Origin of the sequence: Bradyrhizobium sp. HKCCYLRH3059 (genome assembly GCF_051168035.1) — a bacterium.
Lineage (GTDB): Bacteria > Pseudomonadota > Alphaproteobacteria > Rhizobiales > Xanthobacteraceae > Bradyrhizobium.
This window is the reverse complement of the sequence record NZ_JBNPUF010000007.1, coordinates 492601-511464: the sequence shown is the minus strand read 5'-3', so window position 1 is coordinate 511464 and position 18864 is coordinate 492601. Positions and strand designations below refer to the sequence as shown.

The window sequence follows — 18864 nt, the reverse complement described above, 5'->3', positions numbered from 1 at the left end:
TCTCCTTCTGTTGCGATTGTAGTCCATTTCGGCAGCTTCTGTCAGCCGCCGGGAGGTTGGTCGGCGGCGTCACTGCACGCCGAAGCTCGCCACCCGGATGCCGCCGAACACGCCGAAGCCCGGCGCGAGGAATCCGGTCGGGTTCTGGTAGTGATGGTTGAAGAGGTTGTCGATCCGGCCGAACAGCTTGACCTGATCGGACAGCGCGTAGTCGCTGCGCAGGTTGACGACCGTATAGCCGGGCGCGACGAGGCCGGTGGTCATGCCGTCGCGGCTGACGTCGAGCCAGTCGCCGATGTGCAGCAGCGTCGCTGACAGCGTCAGCGCATCGATCGGCGCCCATGTCGCGGTGGCGCTCCATTTCTCCTTCGGCCGCCGCAACAGCTGCAGGCCGGTGGCCGCATCGACCGCGCGGGTGAACGTGTAGTCCGCACGCAGCGAGATCCGGTCGGTGAGATCAGCGGTCACGAAGCTCTCGGTGCCTTCGGTGGTCGCGAGGCCGACATTGGCGTAGGAGGTGAAGGTCGCGTTGAAATTGATCAAGTCGGTGATGCTGTTGTGGAAGTAGGTCGCGCCGAAGCGGAGACGATCGTCGAACAGCGGCTGCTCGAAGCCGGCGTCGTAGCCGGTGCTCTGCTCCGGCCGGAGGTTGGGATTGGCGAAGAAGTTGAACGCCGGAAAATCCTGGTGCAACTGGCTCAGGGTCGGTGCCTTGAAGCCGGTGCCGTAGCTCGCCTTCAGCTTGGTCTCGGTCACCGGCAGGATCACCGCCGGCGCGATCCGGTAGGTGCCATGGCCGCCGAACTGGTCGTTGACGTCGTTGCGCAGGCTCGCCACCGCGAACCAGCGCTTCGCGAACTCGGTCTGCAGCTCGACGAAGCCGGCCTTGTTGCCATTCTCGGCTGAGAGGTCGGCGGTCTTCAGCCGCTCGGTCTGCTGCTCCGCGCCGACGACGAGATTGTTATGCGGCGCGAGCTCGGTCACCGCGTGCCAGTCATACTTGATGCGCTCGCCGGTCGCGACCGCTGCCACCGGATTGCCAGCCGTCAGGTCGGACGACCGGTCGTTCACATAGTTGACGCCGAAGTAGTTCCGGATGCGGCCGCCGAGCAGCGACCACACGGCTTCCTGGCGTGTCGCAAGCTGGTGGACGGCGTGGTTGCTCTGGGCCGCGTCGGGAAAGCTCGGAAAGCCGCTGTCGCCGGTGAACAGCAGCGTCGCGTCGGTGTATCGAACCACCGAGTTCAGCGTCCAGGCCTCGTTGAGGTCGACGCCCAGCTTGGCCGAGGCGGTGACGTTGTCGTAGGCATTGCCGATGGCCTTCTGCCCCGCAGGCAGCAGCTGCCACGGGGTCACCGGAACGTCGCCGGCGTGCAGATGCGCGACATTGATCGCGTAGTTGACATTGTTTTGTGAGCCGCTGACGCCGGCTGACTGGTTGAAGGTCTTGAACGAGCCGCTCTCGACCGAGGCGGTCGCGCGCGCCGGGCCCTCGCCCTTGCGCGTGATCACCGAGATCACCCCGCCGATCGCATCCGAGCCGTAGAGCCCGCTCTGCGGCCCGCGCAGCACCTCGAACTGCTGGATGTCGGCGGCGAGCAGATGCGCGAAATCGAACGCGCCATTGCCGTTGGTGACATCGCCGACGTCGATGCCGTCGATGAAGAGCTTGGTGTGATTGGCGTTGGTGCCGCGCATGAAGACGTTGGTCTGGCCGCCCGGGCCGCCGGCCTGCACCACGTTCAATCCGGGGATCGTGCTCAGGATGTCCGGCACGGTGCGGGCCTGCTGCGCGGCGATGTCCGTGTCGGTCACCACGGTGATCGCATTCGCGACGTGGGCCACTGGCGTGACGACGCCGGTCGGGCTGACGGCGACGGGGATTCCGGCTGGCGCGGCCGGCTTTGCCGCCGGCACCTGCTGACGCGGGGCGTTGCCGGTTCTGCGGGGGATGGCTGGTTTTTGAGCGATCGGCTCGCGCGGCGGGTCGACCTCAACCGGGGGCAGAAGGTCGGGGGAGGCGGATTGCTGCGCTGCTGTGGGCGAGGGGCCGAGCAGGGCGAATGACGAGAGGACGCAGAACGACGACAGAAGGGCGCGACTGCGCCTGGCATGGGGAACGGGGGACACGAGGAACCTCGGCATGACGTCAGTGGCACGTCACCGCGAACGAGGTCTCATGCAGCCCTTTGCAGGCCGGCCTGAAAACGATGCCAATAACGCCCCGACCGGCATCCTCGCGTGTGACCACGGCTGACGGCAGGTCTCCTGGCTCGCGGGTCGTCACCTCCACGTCGCCTTCCCGGGACCGAGATTTCCCAGTGGCCTTTGACGCGAGATTCGCCGCTTACAGTTGCGGGGGCAGCTGCGGCCTTCGGTCACGTCCCTTGCGAGACGCATCCGGCACCGCATTCCCTTTTGAGCCCCGGTCGAGGGGCACCGTCGCGATCACCGTAGGAGTGCGGACGCACCAAAGTCAATCCGGCGCCCGGCGATCTCCTGGCGATAACGCTGGCCGGTCGGCTCGGTGATGCCCGGCCGCCTGCGACAACCATAGCTGTCGTCCGTGCGAACGCAGGGACCCATAGCCACCGGCGGTCGTGTGGCGAAGGACGACGATCAAGACATTTTCCGCCAATTCACATCACGCGGTATGGGTCCCTGCGTTCGCAGGGACGACAGCGGAGTGCGAGTCGTTGCTGATGAGGATTGCGCCTTGTGAGCACCCGCTCACTTCTCGACCTTGTTGTGCACCATCCAGAATCGCAGCGTGCGCTGGGCGGTGTCGAGCGACAGGCGGCCGTAGTCGCGTTCCGCGAGCTTGAGCGTGTCGCTGTCGATGGCGTGCTTGATCGGCCGGTGGGTCAGGATTTTCGCCACCACCGACCAGGCCAGCCCGGCGGCACGGCAAGGGATCAGCACGATGTCGGTGCGCGGGCCTTCGAGCACCTTGGCCATCATCTCGGTCGGGACGTTGTTGAGCAGGCCGAGTGCGGCGGAAACCTCGCCGAAGCGGCGGGTTTCGGCGAAGAAGGCGATGGCGGCATCGTTGAGCTCGTTCAGCCCCTTCATGCGCTTGACGGCCTCTTCGGCCAGCGTGAAGTCGCGCCCGACCAGGCCGCCGTCGCTGCGCGCAACGTCGGCGATCGCCTTGAGGATCTTCTTGATCTCCTGTTGCAACGCCGGCGGCGCCGAGGCCATCAGCCTGGCGCGCACGGCTTCGGTCGCGCGGCGCAGGAGGTCGCGCAGGTGCTTGGTGGGCAGGTCGACGCGCAGCCCGATGATCTCGGACAATTCGTCGTCGTCCTCGGCATGCGCCATCATCCCGGAATAGCCGGACTCGGAGAAGCGCGCGGTCTGGTTGTTGGCGAGCTTGCGGATCACCCGGCGCTCGCCGCGGTCGACGATGATGTCGGTCACCGCCTCGGTCAGATGCGGACGGCTGGAGATCGCCATCAGGTGATCCTGGCCCTTGGTCGCCGCGACCTCCACCAGCGTATGCTCGGTGAGCCGGCTCGAGTGCATCAGCACGTTCTCGGCCACCGAGATCTCGTCGTCGCGGGCGAGCTGCTGGATCAATTCGACGGGCGCGTAGTCGACCGGCGCGAGATGCTTGCTGAGCTCGGCTCGCGCGCGGGTCTCGACCCGCGAGACCAGCATGCACAGCACGTTGTCGAATACCTTGATCTGATCCTCGCTGAGGCGTTCGCCGTCATGCAGGAACAGGTTGGTGACTTGGCGCAGCGTGTTGACGCGCTTCGCCGAGGTGCCGCTGCGGACGGCCTCTTCGAGTTCGGTGATGATGGAGTCTTCTGAAGGCGGAAGCTGTTCTGGCTGTGACACGATCGCGCTCGTTTGTCCGGATTGCCGGAGCGACAGCAACGCGATTGTGATCCGCTGCAAGGCTTTCGGCCGGAGCAGTTTTCGGCACGGGCGATAACAATGCGTTAGGGGCCGAAGGCGTAGTACTCCGGAGAAACACGGATACGGAAAATTAAGACGATACATATAGGGGGGATGACGGGCTGGAGCCCGGTCTTCCGGAGATTCGCCGGACAGGCGATGGAATGAGGTGCGAACACCTCCCCGCAGACGCGGCGACGACAGGCCAGCGAAGCGGAAAGGTTAATGATCTCATAAGGTCACAAACCTTCCTTCATCCAACTTGCTCGCTGCCCTCGATCTCACGTCAGCTGTCATCCTCCCAAGCCTTGAAACTTAAATCCCATTCTTGCCGCGGCCATTTTGCCGACGCGCCGTGCGATGCGTGGCGTCACCCGATGTTCCGGGGCAGGTTCGGCGGGGCGATGACCTCGCGCGAAAAATCAGCGCCAGCATCCTGCCGCATCTCGTGCGATAATCGCCGCGCAAATCGTTGAGGTCACCATGAAATCCGTCGTCATCACCGGCGCATCCACCGGCATCGGGTTCGCCTGTTCGAAGCTCCTGCTCGCGCGCGGCTTTCGCGTGTTCGGCAGCGTTCGCAAGCAGGCCGACGCAGACCGTCTGCGCGGCGAGCTCGGCGCCAACTTCATGCCGCTGCTGTTCGACGTGACCGACGAGGCGGCGGTGAAGGCGGCCGCCGGCGAGGTGCGAGCGGCGCTCAAGGGCGAGACGCTCGCCGGTCTCGTCAACAATGCCGGCATCGCCGTCGCCGGTCCCGTGACGGAGCTGCCGATCGCGCAGTTCCGCCATCAGATGGAGGTCAACGTCATCGGCCCGGTCATCGCGACCCAGGCGTTCGCGCCGCTGCTCGGGGCCGATCCAGCCATGACGGGAGAGCGCGGCCGGATCGTGATGATCAGCTCAGTCGCGGGCCGCAACGGCAACCCGCTGATGGCGCCCTATTCGACCTCCAAGCATGCGGTCGAAGGGCTGTCCGAGAGCCTGCGCCGTGAGCTGATGCTGTTCGGGATCGACGTCATCGTCATCGCGCCGGGCGCGGTGAAGACGCCGATCTGGGCCAAGGCCGACGAAGTCGACCTGTCGCCGTATCAGGCCTCGCCGTTCTTCCCGGCGCTGCAGAAGATCCGCGCCTTCATGCTGCATCTCGGCCAGTCCGGGCTGCCGGCCGAGACCATCGCCGCGCGGGTGGCCGACGCCTTGACCTTGCCGGCGCCCAAGGTGCGCTACGAGATCGCGCCCGATGCCATGAGGCAATGGATCGTGCGGGTGCTTCCGAAACGGACCGTCGATCGCATCATCGCCAAGCGGCTCGGCCTGATGCCCGCGATCAGGCCCTGATGCCGGCGATGACGACCATCGGCAAGACCCAGGCGGAGCTGACCCGCCTGGTCGAGGAGGAACTTCGCGCGCAGCCGGGCTGCGAGACGGCACGTGTGCCGGCCGTTCATGCGCTCGACGTGCGCAGCGGCCGCAACTGGGAGATCCCGCACGTCGTTCTCGGCGACAGCCTGATCAGCGACGTCGACCGCGCCGTGATGAGCGTGCAGCGCCGGCTCGGGCGCGCGTTTCACCTGATCGACGATCCGGTCACGGCGCCGGAAGCGGCAGCGACGCCGCAGGGCAACGCTGGCGACTCCTGACAATCCTTGCGGGGATGTAAGCCCTGCGGGCTCAGGTCAGCAGGCCCTGCCGCAGCGCCAGCCGCACCAGCTCGATGTCGCTGGCCACGCCGAGCTTGTCCTTGATCAGCGAGTGCAGGTTGGCGACCGTCTTCGGGCTGAGATGCAACGCTGACGCGATCTCGTCGGTGGTGCGTTCGGCGAGCAGCATCTGCATCACCTCGAACTCGCGCGCGGACAGGACGTCGGCGGCCGCGCGCTCGCCGGCGAGGCGGCTGAGCGCGAGCTCGTGATCGATGTCGGGGCTGATCGCGATGCGGCCTGCGAGCACGTCCATGACGGCGCGCACGAGCGTCTCCGGCGGGCTGCTCTTGGTGACATAGCCGCGGGCGCCGGCGCGGATCGCCTGCACCGCGAAGCCGGCATTCTCATGCATGGTGAAGACGAGGATGCGCGCGCCGCGATCCCATTGCCGGATGCGGCGGATGCCCTCGATGCCGCCGACGCCCGGCATGGTCAGGTCCATGATGACGAGATCGGGCCTGACCTCCTTGAACAGCCGGTAGGCTTCGGCGCCATCGGCGGCTTCGGCGACCACGCGCAGCCCCGGCTGCTTCTGCAGCATCGACCTGTAGCCCTCGCGGACCACGGCATGGTCGTCGACCAGCAGGATGGTGCCGGCGGGGGTCGTCATGCCGCACATGCCGTTTCCGGCTGGGTCGGCGCAGGCGAGAGGGCCGGGACCGGAATCTCGACGTGGAGGCGCGCGCCGCCGGAGGTGGCGGCGAAGCTCATCTGGCCTCCCATGGAGGCGACGCGCTCGCCCATGCCGAGCAGGCCCATGCCCGGCTTGTCGGGAGCTTCGCCGAGAAGACCGTCGTCTTCGACGGTGAGCAGGGTCGCGCTGACCGGCCCCTCCTGAAGCGTCAACTGCAACCGCACCCGCGTCGCGTCGGCGTGTTTGACGGCATTGGTGAGCGCCTCCTGCGCGATGCGGTAGATATTGGTGGCGATGATGCCCGGCAGTCGGTCGACGTCGCCCGACAGGTTGATCTCGAAAACGGTGCGGCCGTGCTGGCGCCTGTTCCAGCCGGCGACGAGGCCCTCCAGGCTGCCGGCGAGGCCGAGCTCGTCGACGTCCGGCGGGCGCAGCCGCATCAGCGCGCCGCGCAATTGCTCCATCATGTCGCTCGCGGTGCGCGCGATGCCGTCGCATTCGCCGACCAGAGCGGGGCAATCCTGCGCCGCGCTGTGACGGATCGATGCCGCGAGCGCCCGGATCGCCGCCAGCGACTGGCCGAATTCGTCATGCAGCTCGCGCGCCAGGTGGCGGCGCTCGTCGTCCTCCAAGGCGATCAGGCGCCGGGTCAATTCGCCGCGCTGGGCCAGCGCCGTCTCCAGCCCCTCGGCGAGCTGGTTGAAGGCAGCGCGGATCGCCGAGAGCTCGGCGAGGTCGAACGGCGGCAGCCGCGCCGACAGATCGTTGGCGGCGATCCGCTCCAGCCCGGCGCGGATCAGCCGGGTGGGGCGCAGCGCGCGGGCCAGCGCGGCGTAGGCCAGCGCGCACAGCAGCACCAGCGCCGTCCCGAGCACCGGCAGCAGCCGGCTGAGCTCGCGCCAGGCGTCCGCGGTCATGACGCCGGCGTCGATCCAGACGACGGCATCGCCCGTCGTTTCGTCGCGAAACCTGACCGGCCGTGCCGCTTCGCGGCCCGGATCGAACAGCCGCCGATACAGCATCGCGAAGGCGCGGGGCGGATCGTCCGTCTGCGCCTCGGCGCCGCCGCAGATGCGCTGCACGATCACGCCGTCGACGCCGCGATAGGCGATGCACAGGCCCGGTCGCATCGCCGCCGCCGCGACCGCATCGAGGTCGGGAAAGCCGGCCGGCGGACTGGCGACCCAATGCATCTTGCTTTGCTGCAATTGCAGCGTCCGGGCCGTGATCTCGGCGATCCGCTCATTGCGCACATGCACCGAGCGGTCGATGTCGAACAGCACATAGGCGCAGATCGCCGCGAAGCACAGCGCCGAGACCACCGAGATGCGCAGGGTCAGGCGGTATTTGAGGTCGTAGCGGGTCCACATCTTCGGTGTGTCCATGACAGCCCAGCCGGCCGGCATTTAACGGCAGAACCGTCCGGGCCAAAAGCGCCGCGGCCCGGTGGACGGTGCGGTCGTGAATTTTTCCCGTGCCGCGCCGGGACCGTGGCCGCTGCGGCGATGGCACGGCGGCGTCTAGCTTCCGACCGCCAGACATCGTTGCAGGGGGATCCCATGTCGAACCGTCGCGTCGTCCGTTGTCTCGTTCTCGCGCTTGCCTTCGCGGCCGGCCCGGTCCGCGCCGCCTCCGCCGATGTCCCGGCCGTGCTGGTCGACGATTTCAGCTATCTCGACACGTCCGGCGAGCCGGTCGATCAGACCGCCGCGCATCAGCGGCGGCTGGATGCGTTCATCGCCGCGCTCCGCCGCGATGTCGCCGCCGACGCGCGGCTGCGGCCGGTCAGCCCGTCCTGCGCACCGTCCTGTCCGACCGATGCGTCCCCGGAGGCCCGGCTGCAGATGGCGGCCGCGGCCGGCGCCACCGTCGTGATCACTGGCGGAGTCCAGAAGCTCTCCACCCTGGTGCAGTGGGCGCGCGCATCGGCCATCGACGTCGCCTCCCATCGGGTCCTGTTCGACAAGATCTTCACCTTCCGCGGCGACAGTGACGAGGCTTGGCAGCGCGCCGAGATGTTCGTCTCGCGCCAGGTCCGTGACGCACTGGCGCCGCCGGAGCCGATCCGGCTGGCGCTGCTGCCGTTCGAGCTCGACGACACCAGCGCGGGCGCCGCGCTCGGCGAGACCGAATCCGACCAGAAGGGGCTGCAGGAGACGACCGACGCGGTGCGGCAGCTGCTGGCACAGTCCGGGCGCTATCGCCTGGTGGATGCGGCCGGCGAGATCAAGCCGGGGCAGCCGGTGCGTGAGTGCGACGATTGCGAGGCGCGGGCGGCCCGCGCGCTCGGCGCCCAGCAATCGCTGCTCGGCATCGTGAGACGGATCGGCCGCACCGAATACATCATCGGCTTTCGTGTCCGCCAGGCCGACAGTGGGACGCTCGTCGTCGCCGGTGACAGCGGATTGCGCCTCGGCGCCAATTATTCCTGGAGCCGCGGCGCGGTGCGTCTGGTGCGCGAGCGGCTGCTCGAGACCGGCCCCCAGAATTGAAAAAGGGCGAGGATCGGTACGCGAGGACGGCAGTGATGCCACCTCTCGTCGCGGCGCGAGACGACACGTCGCCCTCCGTGCAAATCCGGGCTGTTGTGATTTGTGACGATTTCATTACGGTCGGATGACAGGATAGCCTTCCTTGATCTGTCGGCATGCGCCGACGAAGGGCGCCTGCTTTCGATCGCCTGATGTCACTGACCCCGAACGACCAACCGATCACCACGCTCGCCGCGGCGAGCGCAACGCGCTCCGCGGCGGTCCGGCTGTCCGCCGTCGCCGCGCCGCATGTCGCGGCGCTGGCCCTGATGCTGCACACCGAGACCGATTTCGGCTCGCGGCTCGGCTTCGTGCTGGCCTGGGGCATCCTGAACTGCTTCTGGCTGGTGCTGCTGCGGCGGCCCGCGGTGTCCGGCGCGTTGGCGCTGACCATGGTCGTGGTGCTGGTGCTGCTGTCGCAGCTCAAGCACGCCGTGGTCCAGATGACGGCGAACTTCGTCGACGTGATGCTGATCGACCACGACAGCGCGGCGTTCCTGTTCACGATCTTCCCGAACCTGAAGCTGTCGGTGCTGGTGGCGGCCGCCGTCGTGCTGCCGCTGATGGGGCTGTTGTGGTGGGCGGATCCGTTCCGGATCGCGCGGCTGCCGGCGCTCGCCGGCAAGCTCGCCTGCCTCGCGGCGCTCACGCTGTATTCGCTCAACTGGCGCGACGAGGCCTGGCGCGGCTATTATGACGATGGCTATCTGTCGAAATTCGCCCGCTCCGGCGTCACGGCGGTGTCGGACTTTCTCGCCAACGGCTTCATGGAATCCGACGGCACGGCTGATCGAAGTCTGGCTGCCTTCGTCCCGGATTCCTGTCATCCGGCCGCGCGCCGGCCGAACATCGTGCTGATCCACGACGAATCCAGCTTCGACATCCGCTCGGCGCCAGGCATCAAGGTACCAGCGGGCTATGGCAGCCATTTCAAGTCGTTCGACGGCAAGGCGCGGCAGTTCATGGCCGAGAGCAATGGCGGACCGAGCTGGTTCACCGAGTACAACGTACTCGCCGGCCTGTCGTCGCGCTCGTTCGGCCGCTTCGCCTATTTCGTGACGCGGATCGCGTCCGGCCGGGTCGAGCGCGGCCTGCCGCTGGCGCTGCGCAATTGCGGCTACGACACGGTGTCGCTCTATCCCGCGCAGGGCGCCTTCATGAGCGCGCGCAGCTTCCAGACCACGGTGGGCGTCGACCGCTTCCTCGACGCGCGCGATCTCGGCGCCAAGGGCGTCGAGCCCGACGGCTTCTTCTACGATGCCGCGCTCGATCTGATGCAGCACCGGCCGCGCGGAAAGCCGCTGTTCATGTTCGTCTATCTCGCCGCCAACCATTTCCCGTGGGAGACGACGTTCCGGCCCGACCTGACGCCGTCCTGGCGAGCGCCGGGCAATCTGCCTTCGATCGATGAGTATCTGCGCCGCCAGGCGATGAGCGCGACGGACTATCAGCGCTTCCTCGCCAGCCTGAAGAAGCGCTTCGGCGACCAGCCGTTCCTGATCGTGCGCTACGGCGATCACCAGCCGGAGTTCTCGCCGCACATTCTCGATCCCAAGCTCGACGAGGCCGGCATCGGCGAGAAGCTCGAAAGCTACGATCCGCGCTATTATCAGACCTATTACGCCGTCGATGCCGTCAACTTCGAGCCGCGCCAGAGCGCGGTCGTGATGGACCGGATCGACGCCGCCTATCTGCCGCTGGTCACCTTGGAGGCGGCCGGCATTCCGCTCGATCCGTCCTTCGCCGAGCAGAAGGACATCATGCTCCGCTGCAAGGGCGTGTTCTACGCCTGCGGCGACGGCGCCGAGGCGCGCCGGTTCAACCGCATGCTGATCGACGCCGAGCTGATCCGGGGGCTCTAGACTCTCACCGCCCGCGACGGGTCGGTGGCTTCACGGGATTGCGATCGATCCGTCATTCCATGGGAGGATTGTCGGGACGGCCGCGTTGGGCTACCCCGTGCGCTCCGTGTAAGCGAGAGGTTCGACATGTCCACATCCGTCAAAGAACTGATGGCCGCCGCCAACGCGGTGGTCCCCAAGATCACGCCGGCCGAGGCGCAGGCGATGATCGCCAAAGGCAACACGCTCGTCCTCGACGTGCGCGATGCGCCGGAGGTCGAGAAGAGCGGCAAGATCGAAGGCGCGCACCACGTCTCGCGCGGCATGGTCGAATTTCGCGCCGATCCGGACTCGCCCTATCACGACAAGAATTTCAGCAAGGACAAGAGCGTCATTCTGTACTGCGCCTCCGGCGGCCGTGCCGCGCTGGCGGGCAAGGCGCTGAAAGACCTCGGCTACGACAAGGTGTTCAACGTGGGCGGCTTCAAGGATTGGGCCGACAATGGCGGCGCGGTGGAGAAGCCGATCGAGCCGGGGATGTGAGCGTAAACTGCTCACTAGGGTCAGGACCCATTTAACCGACAGAACGCTCGGGCGAGCGGCTCAATCCCACAGGGAGATGGCCGGCTTCAACCTTTCGTATTCGAAAGCATGGCGTTCAATCTCTCTGCCGCCGGCACTTTGGGAGCGCCACTTCTCGTGATCGCAAAGACTTGACGCCTACGACGCGGTTTAATGGAAATCTGTGCAATGGCCCTGCTATCGGCGGGAATGGCGAGCTGTGGCATGATGGTTATGCCGATATCTTGGCTGACCATGTTTACGAGAGCTTCGGCATCTCGCACCCGCAGCACAATCGGCGGATTGATCTTAGCTTGATCGAATATTTGACGAATGGCGGGCTCGCAGCCGGACGCGGACATCAAAAATGGCTCGTCGGCCGCATCTGTCAGGCTAATTTGCCGCCGGCTGGCAAGACGATGGTCTGATGCGACGACGAGAACAAATTCATCCTCCATGATGACGATGGGCTGCACCGCCGGCGTCGTCTCTCCCGTCAGGCCGAGATCAATGATGTCTTTCTCAACCCATTCGCAAACTTCCGCATCGGTCCCCTCGATCAGACTGACCGTGATGCGTGGGTACATCCTTTTGAACTCCGCGAGTCGGGCCGGCAGAAGCCGCGCTGCAACGCTCGATACACTGCCGATGCGTATATGCCCCGCGAGCAATCCATTGACCGCGCTGCAGGTTTGTCGAATGCGTTCGACGGCTTGAAGTGCAGCCCGGGCGTCGGCGAGCACTGCCCGACCAAGTTCGGTGATTCTGATTCCGTCACGATGCCTTATAAGCAGCTGCCCGCCCAATACCGCCTCTAAATGCTTGATGCTTTGGCTGACCCCTGACTGGGTGAGGCCGATCTCTGTGGCTGCAGCCGAGAAGGTGCCGCAATCCACGACGCTGCTGAGCACCCGAAGGTGAGCGAGAGATATATTAGTAATTGTCATATGCAGCCGCTGTCGAAGTAATTTTACTTATACATGACCGGCATGCTCTTACAAGGCGGAACTACAGCCGGAGAGCGATCATGTCCGACGCCATAGCGATTGCGCTTGTTGGCGAATTCACCCCTTCCTTCCTGCCTCACACCGCAACCAACGATGCGATTGAGCATGCTCGGCTGACGCTGGAGGGACGAATTACGGCGGAATGGATCTCAACCGTCCAGCTGGAGGCCGGGGCAGCCGAACAGCTTCGGCGTTTTGATGCGATCTGGATTGTTCCCGGGAGCCCATACAAGAGCCTTCTCGGAGCCATCAATGCAATTCGTTACGCGCGCGAGAGCGGCGTTCCGCTCTTGGGGACTTGCGGGGGCTGCCAGCACGTTGTGATCGAATACAGTCGCAATGTCATGGGCTTCGAAGACGCCGCGCACGCCGAATATGATCCCTACGCCTCCAACCTCTTCATCACACCATTATCGTGCTCGCTCGTGGGGCAGACGATGGAAGTCAAAATCGAGCCGGGCAGCCTCGCAGATGCGATCTACGGGGGGAAGAATCCACGCGAGCAGTACTACTGCAATTTCGGACTGAACCCGGAGCATCAGCAGAAGCTACATGACGCAGGATTGAGAATCATTGGCACGGACGCATCCGGCGAAGCGAGGATTCTGACTATCCCCGCGCATCGCTTCTTCATTGCTACTCTCTATGTACCTCAGCTGACTTCGAGCATCACCCAGCCTCACCCGGTGATCCTGGAGTTTATGAGGGCTGCGATGGAATCTAACCGATGAGGTGCGGTTCTCGCGATGTCGGCAATCCGTTCGACGCAATATCGTAAGGTGCGGCTCTGGTCTCTCCTCTCTTGCCAGAGGCTGAGACTCTGATCGCCGACAAGGGGCTATGACAGCGATGCCTTCCGAGCGGCTCTCGCTAAGCGAGGAATAGAGCCTTGCATTCCGTCGCGGGCTGGGCGCAGATCGCCCCTAACATATTGCAAATCCCTGTATCGGCAGCGTCACAAGGTCGAGAATATGTTCGCCGGACTTAAGGACTGGCGACGTCTCTCCATGCGTTACGACCGCTGCGCTCACACATTCTTCAGCGCCATCTGTATCGCGGCAACTGTTATCTTCTGGCTCGATCAATGAGTCCCGACCCTAATGCGTGTGGAGGTTGCGCCAACCACCACCGTCATTGCGAGCGAGCCGAAGCAATCCAGAGTCCTCGTGACGCCCTGGATTGCTTCGCTGCGCTCACAATGACGCGGCGAGACTGTGGGGCTTACTTCGACATCTTGCTCCACAGCCAGCGCGCCACCGCCTGCGGCGAGGACTCCGCGTCACTGCCGGAGGCGCGCAGATTGGCCTGCTGCATGGTCGCGATGTCGATGCGGCCGAGCAGCGGTCGTAACGCATCCTGCAACGCGCGGTCCTCGGCTCGCTTCGGCGACAGCAGCAGGATCGCGTCGTAAGGCGGGATCGCCTGCTTGGGATCGTCGAGCACGACGAGATCATATTTCGCAATCAGGCCGTCGCTGGTGTAGCCGGCGATGACGTCGACCTCGCCGGAGGCGGCCGCGGCATACATGAAGTCGGGCTGCATCTGGCGCTGGGCGCGGAAGGCGAGGCCATAGGCGTCGCGCAGGGCCGCCCATTCCGGGCGCGAGAAGAACTCGTAGTCGCCGGCGATCGACATCTCGCTGGCGTGGCGCGCGAGGTCGGCGATCGAGCGGATGCCGAGCGCCTCGGCCGTCTTGCGCGGCATCACCAGCGCGTAGGCATTCTCGAAGCCGAGCTCGCCGAGCAGGGTGACCTTCTCCTTGGCGAGATCCTGCTTCAGTGCATCGAGCAGCGCGGCGCGCGGCAACTGCTCCTTGTGGTGGAACTGGTTGGTCCACAGCGTGCCGGAGTAATCGACGTAGGCGTCGATGTCGCCGTTCTTCAGTGCCTCATAGATCACGCTGGAGCCAAGCCCGGCACGTGTCGTCGCCGAGAGACCGGCTGCCTGCAGCCGCTCGCTGATCAAGGCCGACAGCACATATTGCTCGGTAAACGTCTTGGCGCCGATCACGTAGCGTGCCGAGCCGCCGGCCAGCGAGGGCAGGAGACTCGCGCCGACCATGAGCGCGATGGTTGCGGTGCCAAGCCCGACACGGGCACGGCTGCGCCTGCGCAGGCCATCCTCGATCAGTGCCAGCAACTGATCGATGGCAAGCGCCAGTACGGCGGCGGCAATGCAGCCGAACACGACCAGCACCCAATTCTGGGTCTGCAAACCTGCAAAGATGTAGTTGCCGAGCGAGGTCTGGCCGATCGGCGTCGACAAGGTCGCGGTGCCGATCACCCACACCGCAGCGGTGCGGATGCCGGCCATGATCACCGGCAGCGCCAGCGGCAGCTCCACCATCGTCAGCGCCTGGCGCTCGGTCATCCCGACGCCTTTGGCGGCCTCGATCAGGCTTGCGTCGACGCCGTTCAGCCCGGTGATGGTATTGCGCAGCACCGGCAGCATCGAATACAGCGCCAGCGCCAGCATGGCCGGCAGGAAGCCGAAGGCCGAGAACGAGAGCCCGAACCAGCGCAAGGTGAGTGCCGTCAGCGCCAGGAGCAGCGGATAGAACAGCGCCAGCAGAGCCAGTCCCGGCACCGTCTGCACCACGCTGGCGACGCCGAGCAGCAGATTGCGCAGGGCAGGGCGATTGCGCGCGAGCAGCGCCAGCGGAAAGCTCACGGCAAGGCCGAGCGCCAGCGCGGCGAGGCTCACGCGCAGATGGCTGCCGAGATAATCCGTGAGATGCGACAGCGCCTCGGTGAAGCGTGGATCGGACAGTGCGCTCATACTGTGCCGCTTTCGGGCAGCAGCGCGGCCAGCCGCGCCGCCTGTCGGCGCGGCGTCGTCATCAGCTCCGTCACGTAGGGTTCACGGCTGGCCGCGAGCTCGGCCGGCGTGCCGATCTCGATCAGGCGTCCGCCGCGCATCACCGCGATGCGGTCGGCGAGCAGCAGCGCCTCGGTGATGTCGTGCGTGATCATGATCGTGGTCAGCGCGAACTGCTCATGCAGGGCGCGGTAGTCGCTGCCGAGCGCATCACGCGTCAGCGGATCGAGCGCGCCGAACGGCTCGTCCATCAGCACGATCTTCGGCCGCGCCGCGAGCGCGCGGGCGACGCCGACGCGCTGGCGCTGGCCGCCCGAGAGCTCGTGCGGCAGCCGGTCGCGATGCGCCTTGCGGTCGAGCCGCACGAGGTCGAGCAGCTCGTCGACACGGGCGGCGATCTCGTTCGCGGGCGTACCCAGCAGCCTGGGGGTGATGCCGATATTGGCGGCAACCGTCATGTGCGGAAACAGCGCCCCGTTCTGGAACACGGTGCCAACCCGGCGACGCAGGCTGACAGGATCGAGGCCGGCGATATCGTCGCCAGCAATCCGGATCGCGCCGCCGTCCAGCTCGATCAGGCGGTTGGTGAGCCGCAGCAATGTGGTCTTGCCCGAGCCGGAGCCGCCCACGATCGCCAGGAACTCACCCTCGGCGATCTCCAGCGAGACGCCGTCGACCGCGGTCACGGCGCCTGCCGGGCCGGGGAAACTCTTGCGGACGTTGGTGTAGACGATGAACGGCGTGCGCGGCATGCGGCCTTGCGGAATGTTGGCCTTAAGGTTGGCCTTGGGCTCAGTCAGACGACCTAGCACGTCCGGCCGCCGCGTTGAACTTCGCCGCGCAAGCGGCTAAGCCGTCCCGGCCATTCTCGGGGGAGGAACTTGGACGTGACGATGCCCACGGCCGCCGCGGTCGCGCTGGAGCGAACGACGGTGGCATTCCGTCTCGCCGGCGGACGCACCTACACCGCCGTCGAGACGGCGGATCTCAGCGTCGCCGATGGCGAGTTCGTCGCCATCGTCGGGCCGACCGGTTGCGGCAAATCCACCCTTCTCAACGTGGCGGCGGGACTGCTGAAGCCGGCCGCCGGCCATGTGCGCATCTTCGGCCAGCCTCTGGCCGGCCTCAATCGCGACGCCGGCTACCTGTTCCAGGCCGACGCGCTGTTCCCATGGAAGACCGCGCTGGAGAACGTCGCGATCGGGCTCGAGGTCGCGGGCACGCCGTCGAAGGATGCAGCCGCCAAGGCGCAGCAATGGCTGACCTCGGTCGGCCTCGGCGCATTCGGCAACCGCTATCCGCACATGCTGTCGGGCGGCCAGCGCAAGCGCGTGGGCCTCGCCCAGGTGCTGATCCGCAATCCGCGCATCATCCTGATGGACGAGCCGTTCGGGCCACTGGACGCGCAGACGCGGCAGATCATGGGCAATCTGCTGCTCGATCTCTGGAATGCCGACCGCAAGGCGGTGCTGTTCGTGACCCACGATCTCGAGGAGGCGATCGCGCTCGCCGACCGCGTCGTCATCATGTCGGCCGGCCCGGCCTCGCGCATCATCGGCGACTGGCGCGTGACCCTGCCGCGTCCGCGCGACATCTTCGAGGTGCGCATGAAGCACGAGTTCCACGAGCTGCACCGCGAGATCTGGCAGACGCTGAAGGCGGAGGTCGAGAAGACCTACAAGCAGGCGGAGGCGGTGTGATGGGAGCAGTGACTCGTTCGATCATGAGAGCCTCGCTGTTTCCACTTGGACAGTGCACTCCCTCCTCCACAAGGGGGGAGGGAGCGGAGCGGCGTGCGCGGCTCGCGCTTTGTCTCTGTCACCACGGGCGCGGAGTAGCGTAATGTCGCGTCTCGGTCTGCTCGCGCTGCAATTGCTGGTCGCGGTCGTCGCGATTGCGCTGTGGCAACTGCTCGCCAGCGTGCCCGTGTTCGGGCGCATCTGGCTTCCGCCGTTCTTCTTCTCGAACCCGGTCGACGTGTTCGCGCAGGTGATCAAATGGTTCGCCACCGGGGCCATCTGGAAGCATCTCGCGATCACCTTGTGGGAGTCGATCCTGGCGTTCGCGATCGGCTCGCTCGGCGGCGTGCTGGTCGGCTTCTGGTTCGCGCGCAAGCCGCTGGTCGCCGCCGTGTTCGATCCCTACGTCAAGATGGCCAATGCGCTGCCGCGCGTGGTGCTGGCGCCGATCTTCACGCTGTGGCTGGGGCTCGGCATCTGGTCCAAGGTCGCGCTCGGCGTGACCTTGGTGTTCTTCATCGTGTTCTTCAACGTCTATCAGGGCGTGAAGGAGGTCTCGACCGTGGTGCGCGACAACGCCCGCATGCTCGGCATGAGCGAGCGGCAACTGATGCGCCACGTCTATTGGCCGTCGGCGCTGTCGTGGATGTTCTCGTCGCTGCACACGTCGGTCGGCTTCGCCGTCGTCGGCGCTGTCGTCGGCGAATATCTCGGCTCCGCGGCCGGCCTCGGCTATCTGATCCAGCAGGCCGAAGGCATCTTCGACGTCGCCGGCGTCTTCGCCGGCATGTTCGTGCTGTCGGCATTCGTCATCCTGATCGACATCTGCGTCACGCTTGTGGAGCGGCGGCTGCTGGTGTGGCGGCCTGACGCCGCCGAGGGCCGATGATGGCCGGGCTGCTGCGCCACCCGCCGCTGTCGTCCCCGCGAAAGCGGGGACCCATAACCACAGGGCGGCGTTTGTGGCACGCGGGACGACCAGTCTTTTCCAACCGGAACATCACGCGGTATGGGTCCCTGCTTTCGCAGGGACGACAGCGGAGTTTTGGGCGGCCTTCTCAATCTACGCCGACATGCCCAACCTGACTGACAACATGAACGGAGGAAACACATGAACAAGATGTTGAGCCGGGTCACCGGCGCGCTGCTGGCGCTGACGTTGAGCACTGGTCTCGCCAGCGCTGCCACCAAGGTCACGATCGCAATCGGGGGCGGCGCCTGCCTGTGCTATCTGCCGACCGTGCTGGCCAAGCAGCTCGGCGAATACGAGAAGGCCGGGCTCGAGGTCGAGCTGGTCGACCTCAAGGGCGGCTCGGATGCGCTGAAGGCCGTGCTCGGCGGCAGCGCCGACGTCGTCTCCGGCTATTTCGATCACTGCGTCAATCTCGCGGCCAAGAAGCAGGAGATGCAGTCCTTCGTCGTCTACGACCGCTATCCCGGTCTCGTGCTGGTGGTGGCGCCGTCGCACAACAAGGAGATCAGCTCGGTCAAGGATCTCGCCGGCAAGAAGGTCGGCGTCAGCGCGCCGGGCTCCTCGACCGACTTCTTCCTGAAGTACATGCTGAAGAAGAACGGTCTCGATCCGTCGGGCACCGCGGTGATCGGCGTCGGTCTCGGCGCCACCGCGGTGGCCGCGATGGAGCAGGGCCAGATCGATGCGGCCGTCATGCTCGATCCCTCGGTCACCGTGCTGCAGGGCAAGCATCCGGACCTCAAGATCCTCAGCGATACCCGCACCCAGCACGACACGCTGGAGGTGTTCGGCGGCGAGTATCCCGGCGGCGCGCTGTATTCGACCGCGGCCTGGATCGCCGGCCATGACAAGGAGACGCAGGCGCTGACCAACGCCATCGTGGCGACGCTGGGCTGGATCCATTCGCACACGCCGGAGGAAATCATGGCGAAGATGCCGGAGGAACTCGTCGGCAAGGACAAGGCGCTGTATCTCGCGGCGCTCAAGAACACCATCCCGATGTACTCGCAGACCGGCAAGATGGATCCGAAGGGCGCCGACGCTGTGCTCGCCGTGTTCAGCACCGGCTCGCCCGATGTCGCCAAGGCCAATGTCGACGTCAGCAAGACCTTCACCAACAAGTTCGTTGAGCAGGCGAAGGGGGCGAAATAG

General features: G+C 65.9%; 16 protein-coding genes, 1 pseudogene and 1 riboswitch. Of the genes and pseudogenes, 10 read left to right on the top strand and 7 right to left on the bottom strand.

What is annotated here, in order from left to right:
- Positions 1-69: 69 nt before the first annotated feature.
- Both ACQR13_RS24045 and ACQR13_RS24040 read right to left on the bottom strand, forming a co-directional pair.
- Positions 70-1815 carry a TonB-dependent receptor plug domain-containing protein gene (locus tag ACQR13_RS24045; protein ID WP_434844874.1) on the bottom strand — a complete coding sequence of 582 codons (1746 nt, stop codon included), beginning with the start codon at positions 1813-1815 and terminating at the stop codon, positions 70-72.
- Between the two features lie 426 nt (positions 1816-2241).
- Positions 2242-2459, bottom strand: a riboswitch (cobalamin riboswitch).
- Positions 2460-2730: 271 nt separating this feature from the next.
- A complete protein-coding gene (locus ACQR13_RS24040; RefSeq protein ID WP_315752746.1) occupies positions 2731-3843 on the bottom strand; it encodes a DUF2336 domain-containing protein in 1113 nt (370 codons plus the stop codon).
- Between the two features lie 543 nt (positions 3844-4386).
- On the opposite strand from ACQR13_RS24040, the gene ACQR13_RS24035 reads away from it, so the two are divergent.
- Together ACQR13_RS24035 and ACQR13_RS24030 are read left to right on the top strand one after the other, a co-directional pair.
- A complete protein-coding gene (locus ACQR13_RS24035; RefSeq protein ID WP_316192850.1) occupies positions 4387-5244 on the top strand; it encodes an SDR family oxidoreductase in 858 nt (285 codons plus the stop codon).
- Positions 5244-5546, top strand: a complete 303-nt coding sequence (locus ACQR13_RS24030; protein WP_315825236.1) for a hypothetical protein — start codon at positions 5244-5246, stop codon at positions 5544-5546. The genes ACQR13_RS24035 and ACQR13_RS24030 overlap by 1 nt, the downstream gene beginning before the upstream one ends.
- A gap of 31 nt (positions 5547-5577) precedes the next feature.
- On the opposite strand, the gene ACQR13_RS24025 is transcribed toward ACQR13_RS24030, so the two are convergent.
- A complete protein-coding gene (locus ACQR13_RS24025) occupies positions 5578-6219 on the bottom strand; it encodes a response regulator transcription factor (protein ID WP_315713335.1) in 642 nt (213 codons plus the stop codon).
- Positions 6216-7613 carry a histidine kinase gene (locus ACQR13_RS24020; protein ID WP_316192946.1) on the bottom strand — a complete coding sequence of 466 codons (1398 nt, stop codon included), beginning with the start codon at positions 7611-7613 and terminating at the stop codon, positions 6216-6218. The genes ACQR13_RS24025 and ACQR13_RS24020 overlap by 4 nt, the downstream gene beginning before the upstream one ends.
- A gap of 189 nt (positions 7614-7802) precedes the next feature.
- On the opposite strand from ACQR13_RS24020, the gene ACQR13_RS24015 reads away from it, so the two are divergent.
- The 3 genes from ACQR13_RS24015 to ACQR13_RS24005 all read left to right on the top strand — a co-directional run bounded on the left by ACQR13_RS24015 (position 7803) and on the right by ACQR13_RS24005 (position 11158).
- Positions 7803-8735, top strand: a complete 933-nt coding sequence (locus ACQR13_RS24015) for a DUF2380 domain-containing protein (protein ID WP_315752750.1) — start codon at positions 7803-7805, stop codon at positions 8733-8735.
- 191 nt (positions 8736-8926) lie between these two features.
- A complete protein-coding gene (locus ACQR13_RS24010; protein WP_315713333.1) occupies positions 8927-10636 on the top strand; it encodes a sulfatase-like hydrolase/transferase in 1710 nt (569 codons plus the stop codon).
- Positions 10637-10762: 126 nt separating this feature from the next.
- Positions 10763-11158, top strand: a complete 396-nt coding sequence (locus ACQR13_RS24005; RefSeq protein WP_315752751.1) for a rhodanese-like domain-containing protein — start codon at positions 10763-10765, stop codon at positions 11156-11158.
- A gap of 86 nt (positions 11159-11244) precedes the next feature.
- Here ACQR13_RS24005 and ACQR13_RS24000 read toward each other — a convergent pair whose 3' ends face one another.
- Positions 11245-12123, bottom strand: a complete 879-nt coding sequence (locus ACQR13_RS24000; RefSeq protein WP_315752752.1) for a LysR family transcriptional regulator — start codon at positions 12121-12123, stop codon at positions 11245-11247.
- An 80-nt stretch (positions 12124-12203) separates the two neighbouring features.
- Between ACQR13_RS24000 and ACQR13_RS23995 the strand changes: the two genes are divergently transcribed.
- Entirely contained in the window at positions 12204-12914 is a 711-nt protein-coding gene (locus ACQR13_RS23995; protein WP_315752753.1) for a CTP synthase C-terminal region-related (seleno)protein, read from the top strand.
- Between the two features lie 114 nt (positions 12915-13028).
- Positions 13029-13271 (top strand): annotated as a pseudogene (locus ACQR13_RS23990) (transposase); the annotation flags it as partial.
- A 133-nt stretch (positions 13272-13404) separates the two neighbouring features.
- Here the strand turns inward: ACQR13_RS23990 and ACQR13_RS23985 are convergent.
- Positions 13405-14961 (bottom strand): glycine betaine ABC transporter substrate-binding protein, encoded by a 1557-nt coding sequence (locus tag ACQR13_RS23985; protein WP_315752754.1) that lies wholly within the window; start codon positions 14959-14961, stop codon positions 13405-13407.
- Positions 14958-15752: an ATP-binding cassette domain-containing protein gene (locus tag ACQR13_RS23980; protein ID WP_315752896.1), complete on the bottom strand. Its 795-nt coding sequence runs from the start codon at positions 15750-15752 to the stop codon at positions 14958-14960. Before ACQR13_RS23980 ends, ACQR13_RS23985 begins: the two co-directional genes overlap by 4 nt.
- Before the next feature lie 141 nt (positions 15753-15893).
- Here ACQR13_RS23980 and ACQR13_RS23975 point away from each other — a divergent pair, with 141 nt between their 5' ends.
- From ACQR13_RS23975 to ACQR13_RS23965, 3 genes are all read left to right on the top strand, one after another.
- Positions 15894-16700 (top strand): ABC transporter ATP-binding protein, encoded by an 807-nt coding sequence (locus tag ACQR13_RS23975; protein WP_409997663.1) that lies wholly within the window; start codon positions 15894-15896, stop codon positions 16698-16700.
- Positions 16701-16842: 142 nt separating this feature from the next.
- Positions 16843-17628 carry an ABC transporter permease gene (locus ACQR13_RS23970; protein ID WP_315713329.1) on the top strand — a complete coding sequence of 262 codons (786 nt, stop codon included), beginning with the start codon at positions 16843-16845 and terminating at the stop codon, positions 17626-17628.
- Positions 17629-17850: 222 nt separating this feature from the next.
- Complete coding sequence (locus ACQR13_RS23965; protein WP_315713327.1) at positions 17851-18864, top strand: ABC transporter substrate-binding protein; 1014 nt, start codon at positions 17851-17853, stop codon at positions 18862-18864.